At 72.2% G+C, this 237-nt stretch carries 1 protein-coding gene; it reads left to right on the top strand.

What is annotated here, in order from left to right:
• On the top strand, window positions 1-237 hold a 237-nt coding region (locus HC028_RS26900), incomplete at both ends, for an amino acid adenylation domain-containing protein (RefSeq protein ID WP_168080236.1).

The raw sequence follows: 237 nt of genomic DNA, 5'->3' as shown, positions 1-237 counted from the left end.
GGCCGTCTCCGACGTTGCCGTCATCGCGCGGGCCGATGGCGGCACTGGGCCGAAGCGACTGGTGGCCTATGTGGTACCGGCGCCGGGCGAAGCGGTGGACACCGCCGAACTGCGGGCACACCTGACGTCCGCCCTGCCCGACTACATGGTGCCGTCGGCGTTCGTACCGCTGGACGCCTTGCCGTTGACGGCGAACGGCAAGCTGAACCGGCGGGCGCTGCCCGCGCCGGACTTCGC

Source organism: Planosporangium flavigriseum, assembly GCF_011947225.1.
GTDB classification, from domain to species: Bacteria; Actinomycetota; Actinomycetes; order Mycobacteriales; family Micromonosporaceae; genus Planosporangium; species Planosporangium flavigriseum.
The sequence above is the reverse complement of the archived record's forward strand: the minus strand, read 5'-3'. Positions and strand labels throughout refer to the sequence as shown.